Origin of the sequence: Streptomyces sp. NPDC058665 (assembly GCF_042714995.1) — a bacterium.
Classification (GTDB): Bacteria; Actinomycetota; Actinomycetes; order Streptomycetales; family Streptomycetaceae; genus Streptomyces.
Genome location: NZ_JBHXRX010000061.1, coordinates 43,972 through 52,448 on the forward strand (window position 1 = coordinate 43,972; position 8,477 = coordinate 52,448).

Consider the following 8,477-nt stretch of genomic DNA (forward strand, 5'->3'; position numbering starts at 1 on the left):
CGGCCCTGGAGACGTCCCCTTTGCACTTCCTACCCTCGGCTGACATTGCCGAGGGGAAATCGAGGACGCCCGTGCTGCGCTCGATCAACTGGTCGCTGCCCTTCGCCAGCACAGCGAGACCGAGCTTTTGATCACGCGGATGGGCCGCCGCCTGGCACGGCCACACGCCTGCGGCCGGCGCTGAACGCCCCCGACGCCTCCTGGAGCAACCAGCCCCGCTCGGCCAGGCGTTTCGCCTTCGAGCGCACCCCCTCGACCTTCGCCGCCACCGCCGCGTCGATGCCCATCACGGCCGCAATGTCCTTGGCCCGCAAGGGTTCCAGAGCCGGCCGGTCCTGCAGCACATTCAAGATCCGCTGATTGTCCGGCGAGAGCACCGACACCTCAAGCGCCTCTCGCCAGTGCGGCACCACCGCCCCCGGAACCGACGCGGACGCAGGCACGGAAACGGGGGTGAGCACCGTTCCTCCCTCGCCCTCGGCCTCCGTCGCGGCAGTGATCTCGGCGGCGGACGCGGCCAGAGCGTCCACGAGCTCCTCGCGTGCGATCACCCGCCGGTCCAGCTCAATCTCGCCGGCCTCCAAGGCCGCAGCCGCACGGGCCGCCTCCTCCCGCAGCACATCCACCCGCTCGCGGGCAGACACCTCCCGCGCTTCCAGCAACCCCAGCATCGACGCCATCGCGCATCCCTCGACGAACAAGCGGAAACAGAACGCCCGATGTCTCCCTCCCCCCGACCGAGACCATGCATGACCAGCAGGAATCAAGCGATCATGTTCGGTTGAGATACGGCTTCTTACCACAAGGCGCCCGTCAGGGACAGCACAAGTGCTCCGGTCGGGGCCCGCTCACAGTCGGGGCGGGCAGGAAGTTCCCACGGTCGCCGCTCAGCTTCTGTATGACCCAGCCAGTCGGCCGACCGGGTTCCCGCGCCTGGCGACCGGGACCAGCGATGCGCGTCACGATCGCCTCCAACGACGGATCACGCCTGTGTACCTCATCCACAAGACGATGTCGGCTTGGGCGCCGCCCTTGCCCGGTGTATTCCAGGTGCCGGTGGCGGGCAGCGGGACCTCGGTGAAGTACAAGGCTATGGTGCCGATCTCGTCGGGTGCGTCGACAGCGGCCTGGCTGACTGACTGCTTTTGCCGAGCACCACTGGTTTCTGGCGAAGACGGTCATGTGAGGCACGGCAGAGGCTCCCCGTCTCTGTGTCCACGTTGCCGGGATCCCACACCACACCTGGGGCCGGACTTGGCAGGGACCGCGGGCGTCCGCGCGCGAAACGGCGCGGCCCGGCATAGAGCTGGGCCGCGCCGCGCCGGACAGGTGAGCTCAGGCTGCGGGCTGAGGCTCCTCCTCGGTCGTGGTGGCTTCCTTGGCGGCTTCCCGGCGGGTGGTGAGGGTGCTGCCGATGAAGACGGCGGCCAGTGAGCAGATGATCAGGCCGATGACAGCTGCGTGGCTGATCTGGACGGCGCCGCCGATGAGGAGGCCGGAGACGCCGAAGTCGGCGTCGGAGAAGGTCGAGTTCTGCAGTCCGACGTCGCCGAGGAAAGGAAGGACGAGCAGCGGGAGGAAAGTGATCATGAGGCCGTTGGTCATGGCGCCGAGGACCGCGCCGCGTCGTCCGCCGGTCGCGTTGCCGATGACGCCGGATGCGGCGCCGGTCATGAAGTGGGCCACGATGCCGGGGATGATGATCGTCCCTCCGACGGCGACGAGGATTCCCATGCCGATGAGTCCGCCGACGAAGCTGGACAGGAAGCCGATCAGTACGGCGTTCGGGGCGAAGGTGAAGACGATGGGGACGTCGAGAGCGGGGCGGGCGTTGGGGACCAGCTTTTCGGAGATGCCCTTGAAGGCGGGGATGATCTCGGCGAGGACGACGCGGACGCCGGCCAGGATGATGAACACGCCGGCGGCGAATTGGCCGGCCTGCATGACGGCCCACAACACATACCACTGGCCGTTGCTGAGCTTGCTCTCGACGTAACCGGGGCCGGCCACCAGGGTGACGAGCAGGTAGATGACGCCCATGGAGCTGGCGATGACGACGGTGGTGTCGCGCAGGAAACCGAGCCCCTTGGGGATCTTCAGGTCCTCGGTGGACTGCTCGGGGTTGCCGAAGAGTTTCCCGACGAGGCCGCTGGTGGCTATGCCGAAGTTGCCGGTGTGGCCGAGTGCGACGTTGTCGGTCTTGGTGGCCCTGCGCATCCAGGGCTGTACGAGTGCGGGGGAGAGCGTGGTGATCAGGCCCTGGGCGATCGCGCCCCAGAGGATGGCCTGCCAGGAGCTGAAGCCGTTGGCGATGAGGATCACGGCGATCATCGCCGCCAGGTACAGCGCGACGTGCCCGGACATGTAGATGAACTTGAACCGGGTGAAGCGTGCCAGGAGGACGTTCACGATCATGCCGAAAAAGAAGATCAGCGCGGCCTGCGAGCCGTAGTCGGTGAGGACCTTGCCGACGATGGCCTCGTTGTTGGGTACGACGCCCTGCACCCCGAAGGCGTGCTGGAACATCTCGCCGAACGGGGTCAGCGCGGCGGAGACCACTCCGGCGCCCGCCGCCAGGACGAGGAAGCCGACGAACGCCTTGATCGTCCCCTTGATGGTGTCGGAGGCGGACTTGCGTTGCAGCAGAAGGCCCAGCAGGGCGATCAGGCCGATGATGACGGACGGCTGACGGAAGATGTCGAGGAGATCTTGCAGAACGCTGTTCACGGACAACGCCTCTCTTCGGGCACGGCGAAGCCGTGATCATGGGGAGGGGGTGTGGGACTGAGCGGCAGGAGGGTGCGCGCTCAGCCGGACCAAGCGGTGCGGCCGGTGATCGACGTCGCGAAGGGGGAGGACGTCGAGCGGGCTGCCGGACGGGCGGCGCACGGGGAGCCGCCTGCCGGAGTGCGGAGTGCACTTCGAGGAACTTGCGGGTGCGGTCGAAGTGCGGGGCCGGGCGAGTGAGCGGGCCCCGCCCGGGTCAGATGAGGCCGTGGCGGACGGCTGCGGACTTCACGGCCTCGCGCAGTTCGTCCATGTCGATGATGCTGTTCAGGACGACCACGTCGCCCAGTCCCTGGGTGGCGTCCTCCAGGTCCTTCGCGACGAAGAACACGTCGGCGCTGTCCGACCCGGCGGAGCTGATGTCGGAATGCTCCACCGTGACGTCCTGGAGCCCCAGTTCACCGACGATGGTCTCGATGTTCATGCGCACCATGAAACTGCTGCCGAGCCCGGTGCTGCACATGGCCAGGAACTTCATTGGGACTCCTCGAACTCAGTGATCAACTTGACGACTTCGGGTGCGGAGGCCGCGTCGCGCAGGGCTTGACGGGTCTGGGCGTCCGACAGGATGCGGGCCAGTGATGCCATGGCACTCATGTGCGCGTCGGCGTCGACGGCCGCGAAGCAGAAATACAGGTCGACGGCGTGCTGCGGCTGGCCCAGCAACGGAGCGGGCTCGCGCAGCCGCAACATGGAGATGGCGGTGCGCACCGCCCCGCTCTCGGGCCGCGCGTGGGCCAGGGCGATGCCGTGGCCCAGGTTGATGTAGGTTCCGCCGGCCGCGATGGAGTCCAGCATGGCCTGGACGTAGCCGGAGGTGATGTCGCCCGCGTCGAGCAGCGGCTGAGCGACCCGTGCCACCGCCTGCTGCCAGGTCAGCTTGGACTGGCAGAAGTCGATTCTGTCTGCGGTCAGGAAATCACTGAGCATGTTCAACTCCGCATGGTTCTCAAGGCCGATCCCGGCGGTCGCTCGACGTCGGCGACGATGTCGAAGGAAAGCTCCGCGGTCTCGGGAAGGAACTTCGAGGTGCCGTAGATGACCGGTTTCTGGCCCGGTTCGAAGACGCGTGACGTGGCTAGCAGTAAGGCGGACTTCTCGGCCACGCCCAGCAGGGCCGCCTCGCGCTCGTCGCACAGGTGCAGGCCGACGACGATCTCGTTGCGAGCGAGCAGCACGTCGTGGTGAGCACGCAGGTGGGCGTACAGAGACGCGGCGGTGAAGTCGGCCTTGAGGACATCCGGGAACCGGTCCTGTTCCACGTACGACTCGGCCAGGTGATGCACGACTCCGTTGACCCGGCGCAGCCGCTCCAGCCGGATGACCGACGCGGCGGGGCTGATGTCGAGCGCGGCCGCCAGCCGTGTCCCGGCCCGCACGCTCTCCTGGGCGAGCACCTCGGAGGTGACGGCCTGGCCCTGGCGGACCAGCTGGGTGTAGAAGCCGGTCACCTCGTTCACGAACCGCTCGCGGTGCTTCAGGTTGTAGCGCGGGCGGGTCACGAAGGTGCCGCGGCCGTGCTCGCGGACGAGATAGCCGTCCTGGATCAGCTCGTCCACGGCGCGGCGCAGTGTGATGCGGCTCACGTCGTACTCCGTGCACAGCACGCCCTCGGCGGGCAGCTGTTCGCCCACGGACAGTTCACGGACACGGCGCAGGAGATGGTCACGCACCTGTGCGTACTTGTGGCCGGCCATCCGTGATCTCCTCATCGAGCTCATGTGTCATCGAGACGTCATGATGACTACAGGTCGTCGAAAGCGTCAATAGCCGCGACCGAAGCGAAAGGTGATCAAGGGTTGAGCGAAAGCTTCCCTGCGACCGCCCGATGAAGTGCACGGACCTACCGGATTCGCACCCCTGGCGCTTGCGCGGAGGTATCGGCTACGTTTCCGAAGTCATCATGACGTCATAATCTCTAGGAGTCTGAGTGACCTCCGCAACAAGGCAGACGGCCACGCGCTCCCGCGGCGGGGCCCCGGGCGTACTCGACGGGACGGACGAGCGGGCCATTTCCGTGGCACGAGCGCTGGCGGTGGACGCGGTCGAGGCGGCCGGCTCCGGCCATCCCGGCACCGCGCTGGCGCTGGCCCCCGTCGCCCACCTGCTGTTCCAGCGCCACATCCGGCACGATCCCGCGGACGCCGCATGGGAGGGCCGCGACCGGTTCGTGCTCTCGTGCGGGCACGCGAGCATCCTCCAGTACACGCAGCTCTACCTCACCGGCTACGGCCTCGAACTCGACGACCTGCGCCGCTTCCGGCAGCTCGACTCCCTGACGCCGGGGCATCCGGAGTACGGACACACCGCAGGTGTGGAGACCACAACTGGGCCGCTCGGCCAGGGAGTTGCCACTGCGGTCGGCATGGCCATGGCCCTCAGGCGTGACGAGGGCCGACTGGCCGGAACCGACCCGGCGGCGGACGGCGTTCCCGCCCGCACCGTATGGTCGCTGTGCTCCGACGGTGACCTCCAGGAGGGAATCTCCTACGAGGCCGGGGCGCTGGCGGGGCGTCATCGCCTGGACAACCTCGTGGTGATCTGGGACGACAACAGCATCCAGATCGAGGGCTCCACCGACCTGACGACCCGTGAGGACATCCCCGCCCGCTTCGCCGCCCAGGGCTGGTTCGTCCAGACGGTCGGCCTTGCAGCCGACGGCGACGTGGACGCCGACGCGCTCGACGCCGCGCTGAGCACGGCCCGCGCGCACACCGGCCGGCCCAGCCTCATCGCCCTGAAGTCACAGATAGCCTTCCCGGCCCCGAACGCGGTCAACACGGCAGCCTCGCACGGAGCCCCCTTGGGCGCGGCCGAAGCGGCCGCGGTGAAGGCGGAGTTGGGCGTCACGGACGAGCCATTCACCGTTCCGGCAGCGGTCCTCCAGCACACCAGGCGCGCCCTCGCCCGAGGAGCCGAACTGCATCGCACCTGGGACGCGGCACTGGCCGCATGGGAAGCGGCGTACCCCGAACGTGCCCTGGCGCGCGCACATGCCGTCCGACCCCTCGACGCGACCACCACAGCCGACATGCTCCCGGCGTTCGAACCGGGAACCGCCATCGCGCCGCGTGACGCCTCCGGGAAGGTCATCCAGTCGCTGGCCGCACGACTGCCGCGGATGTGGGGCGGCTCGGCCGACCTCGGCGACAGCAACCGTACGACCATCACCTCGGGCGGTTCGTTCCTCCCGGCCGATGAGGACAGCGGGCAGGGCCTCGCGGGCCGCAACATCCACTGGGGCGTACGAGAGCACGCGATGGCCGCCGCGATGAACGGCATCGCCCTCATCGGCTACGACACCCCGTTCGCCGGCACCTTCCTGGTGTTCAGCGACTACCAGCGGCCCTCCCTGCGCCTCGCCGCCCTCATGAACCTGCCGGTGGTGCACGTCTGGACGCACGACTCCGTGGCCCTCGGCGCGGACGGCCCCACCCACCAGCCAATCGAACACCTCGCCGCGCTGCGAGCCATGCCGGGCCTGTCGGTCGTCCGCCCGGCCGACGCCACGGAGACCGCCGCCGCCTGGCTGAGCGCACTCGGCCGCTCAGGGCCGGTCGGACTCGTACTGGCCCGCCAGCCGCTGCCCGTGCTGCCGACACCGGCCGACGAGGTCCGTGACGGAGTGGCCCGCGGTGCCTACGTGGTGGCCGACGACGCCACCCCGGACGTGGTGCTTCTGGCCAGCGGCAGCGAGGTGACACTCGCTCTGGAGGCCAGGCAAGCCCTCGCCCAGCAGGGCGTGGCGGCCAGGGTCGTTTCCGTTCCGTGCAAGGAGTGGTTCGCCGAGCAGGAAGTCGCCTATCGGGAGTCGGTGGTCCCGCCGACTGTGCGTGCTCGCGTCGTCGTCGAGGCTGGGGCCGCTTTCGGCTGGCACGACCTGCTCGGTGAGCACGGCCGTACCGTGACCATCGACGGCTTCGGCACCTCCGCCCCGGCGGCGCAGGCGATGACCGCGATGGGGATGACCGCGGACGCCGTCGTGGCAGCGGCCCAGGCATCCCTGGCAGCCGCCCGGCCGTGAACGGCCGCGTCGTCGGGGGACGGGCCCAGCACGGTCACGCGGCCCCGTCCCACTCAACCCCCATCAACCCTTCAGACACATCAGCCAAAGGAGCTTCCGCCATGCCCCAGCGTGTCGTCGTCATCGGGTCTCGCAGCGGGTTGCATGCCCGGCCCGCGACTCTCTTCGTCCAGACTGCCGTCCGGCAACCGGTCACGGTGACCATTGCCCGCGACGACAGGGGCCCCGTCGACGCACGCAGTCTCCTGTCCGTGATGGGGCTGGGAGCCGGCCACGGCGACTCGGTGGTGCTCGCCGCCGAAGGAGACGGCGCGGAAGCGGCCCTGGAAGAACTGGCCGCCCTGCTCACCCGCGATCACGACGGCCAGACACCGGGCTGACACCCGGAACCAGAACTGGCGGCAGCGCGCCTGCCCCGTCGCCCCTCCCGCTTCTGCCGCCTGCCCGCTGACGGCAGGCAGCAGAAGCAGGCCGCTCCCCTTCTTACGGCGGCCCCGGCACCCCTCCCGCAACAGCGAGGCCACTGTGAACACCTGCCTGCCCGATGCCCTGCGCGACACCCGACTTGTCATCTTCGACTGCGACGGCGTCCTGGTCGACACCGAACGCATAGGCCCTGCAGTCGTGGCGGAACTGGTGACAGAGGCCGGCTGGTCCCTCACCCCCGCGCAGGTACGACAGCGCTTCCTCGGCCGCCCCGAGTCCTACCTGTACGAGCAGGTCCGCGCCCACGCCACCGTTTCCATCGGTCCGGAATGGCTCGACACCTACCGCAGCAGGGTCCGCGACGCATTCGCCGCCCGGCCGCGCACCATGCCCGGCGTCCAGGACCTGCTGGCCTTCCTCGATCTCCGTCAACTCCCTTACTGTGTCGCCTCCAGCGGCAGCCACGAGCGCATCGAACACTCCCTGTCCGCCACCGGGCTCCTCGAACGGTTTACCGGCCGCGTGTTCAGCGCCGATGATGTCCCCCTCGGCAAACCCGCTCCGGACCTCTTCCTCCATGCCGCCCGCAGCCAAAACTGCCCCCCTGCCCACTGCCTCGTCATCGAGGACAGCCCAGCGGGCGTGGACGCCGCCCTCGCCGCAGGGATGCCGGTTGTCGGCTACAGCGGAGGTCCCACAGAGTCTGGCTCTCTCGCGCACGCCACCCATGGCGTCATCCCGGACCTCACCCACCTGATGGACCGCGCGGCCGACTGACTTGGCAGCACGACCCGGGCGGCACGTTGCCGTGAAAGCACACAGCCAAGGACCGGCCCCGCTCCTCACACCACAGGGCCTTCCCCCAGCCGCCCGGGGCTGCGGGAAGGCCCTGCGCGACTCGATCCGCATCGCCCACCAGCGCGACCCCTCCATGGATCTCTGCTCCATCCGCACCCGCACCACCACCGGCCGGCCCCAGGCGGGGGCGCCTACAGCTGAGCACGGGAGATGGCGAATCCCGCCAACTGCCGCACAAAGTCACAGTCGGTGAGACTGAGCGGCTGAGTTGGCCCGGCTGAGCGTCACGGTTGGCACGGAAGGGGTGGTGGTCAGCCGCTTCATCCGGCCGGTCCAGGTGAACTTGGTGAGTAGCCGTATCTCAACCGGTCAGGGAACGTGCGGGTCGAACAGGTTTCCTGTCGGGGTGATCTTCTCGTTGTGCGCGCATGGAGGCAGGGCC

8 protein-coding genes are annotated in these 8,477 nt (G+C 68.8%); 3 read left to right on the top strand and 5 right to left on the bottom strand.

Features of this window, described 5'->3' with window-relative positions; translation table 11 throughout:
• Positions 1 to 131: 131 nt before the first annotated feature.
• The 5 genes from ACFWV8_RS30585 to ACFWV8_RS30605 all read right to left on the bottom strand — a co-directional run bounded on the left by ACFWV8_RS30585 (position 132) and on the right by ACFWV8_RS30605 (position 4,484).
• On the bottom strand, positions 132 to 680 hold the full coding sequence (locus ACFWV8_RS30585) for a hypothetical protein (RefSeq protein WP_384211241.1): 549 nt from the start codon (positions 678 to 680) through the stop codon (positions 132 to 134).
• A gap of 655 nt (positions 681 to 1,335) precedes the next feature.
• Complete coding sequence (locus ACFWV8_RS30590) at positions 1,336 to 2,727, bottom strand: PTS ascorbate transporter subunit IIC (protein WP_384211244.1); 1,392 nt, start codon at positions 2,725 to 2,727, stop codon at positions 1,336 to 1,338.
• Positions 2,728 to 2,983: 256 nt separating this feature from the next.
• On the bottom strand, positions 2,984 to 3,265 hold the full coding sequence (locus ACFWV8_RS30595; protein WP_384211247.1) for a PTS sugar transporter subunit IIB: 282 nt from the start codon (positions 3,263 to 3,265) through the stop codon (positions 2,984 to 2,986).
• Positions 3,262 to 3,717: a PTS sugar transporter subunit IIA gene (locus tag ACFWV8_RS30600; protein ID WP_384211250.1), complete on the bottom strand. Its 456-nt coding sequence runs from the start codon at positions 3,715 to 3,717 to the stop codon at positions 3,262 to 3,264. Before ACFWV8_RS30600 ends, ACFWV8_RS30595 begins: the two co-directional genes overlap by 4 nt.
• Before the next feature lie 2 nt (positions 3,718 to 3,719).
• On the bottom strand, positions 3,720 to 4,484 hold the full coding sequence (locus tag ACFWV8_RS30605; RefSeq protein ID WP_384211253.1) for a GntR family transcriptional regulator: 765 nt from the start codon (positions 4,482 to 4,484) through the stop codon (positions 3,720 to 3,722).
• Between the two features lie 314 nt (positions 4,485 to 4,798).
• Between ACFWV8_RS30605 and tkt the strand changes: the two genes are divergently transcribed.
• From tkt to ACFWV8_RS30620, 3 genes are all read left to right on the top strand, one after another.
• A complete protein-coding gene (tkt, locus tag ACFWV8_RS30610; protein WP_384211267.1) occupies positions 4,799 to 6,811 on the top strand; it encodes a transketolase in 2,013 nt (670 codons plus the stop codon).
• Positions 6,812 to 6,912: 101 nt separating this feature from the next.
• A complete protein-coding gene (locus tag ACFWV8_RS30615; RefSeq protein WP_384211256.1) occupies positions 6,913 to 7,191 on the top strand; it encodes an HPr family phosphocarrier protein in 279 nt (92 codons plus the stop codon).
• A gap of 145 nt (positions 7,192 to 7,336) precedes the next feature.
• Complete coding sequence (locus ACFWV8_RS30620) at positions 7,337 to 8,014, top strand: HAD family hydrolase (protein ID WP_384211259.1); 678 nt, start codon at positions 7,337 to 7,339, stop codon at positions 8,012 to 8,014.
• The last annotated feature ends 463 nt before the right edge of the window (positions 8,015 to 8,477 follow it).

What these genes read in the sequence shown, in the direction of transcription:
- ACFWV8_RS30585 (WP_384211241.1), bottom strand. Translation starts at nt 680, where the DNA reads ATGGCGTCGATGCTGGGGTTGCTGGAAGCGCGGGAGGTGTCTGCCCGC.
- ACFWV8_RS30595 (WP_384211247.1), bottom strand. Translation starts at nt 3,265, where the DNA reads ATGAAGTTCCTGGCCATGTGCAGCACCGGGCTCGGCAGCAGTTTCATG.
- ACFWV8_RS30600 (WP_384211250.1), bottom strand. Translation starts at nt 3,717, where the DNA reads ATGCTCAGTGATTTCCTGACCGCAGACAGAATCGACTTCTGCCAGTCC.
- ACFWV8_RS30605 (WP_384211253.1), bottom strand. Translation starts at nt 4,484, where the DNA reads ATGGCCGGCCACAAGTACGCACAGGTGCGTGACCATCTCCTGCGCCGT.
- ACFWV8_RS30615 (WP_384211256.1), top strand. Translation starts at nt 6,913, where the DNA reads ATGCCCCAGCGTGTCGTCGTCATCGGGTCTCGCAGCGGGTTGCATGCC.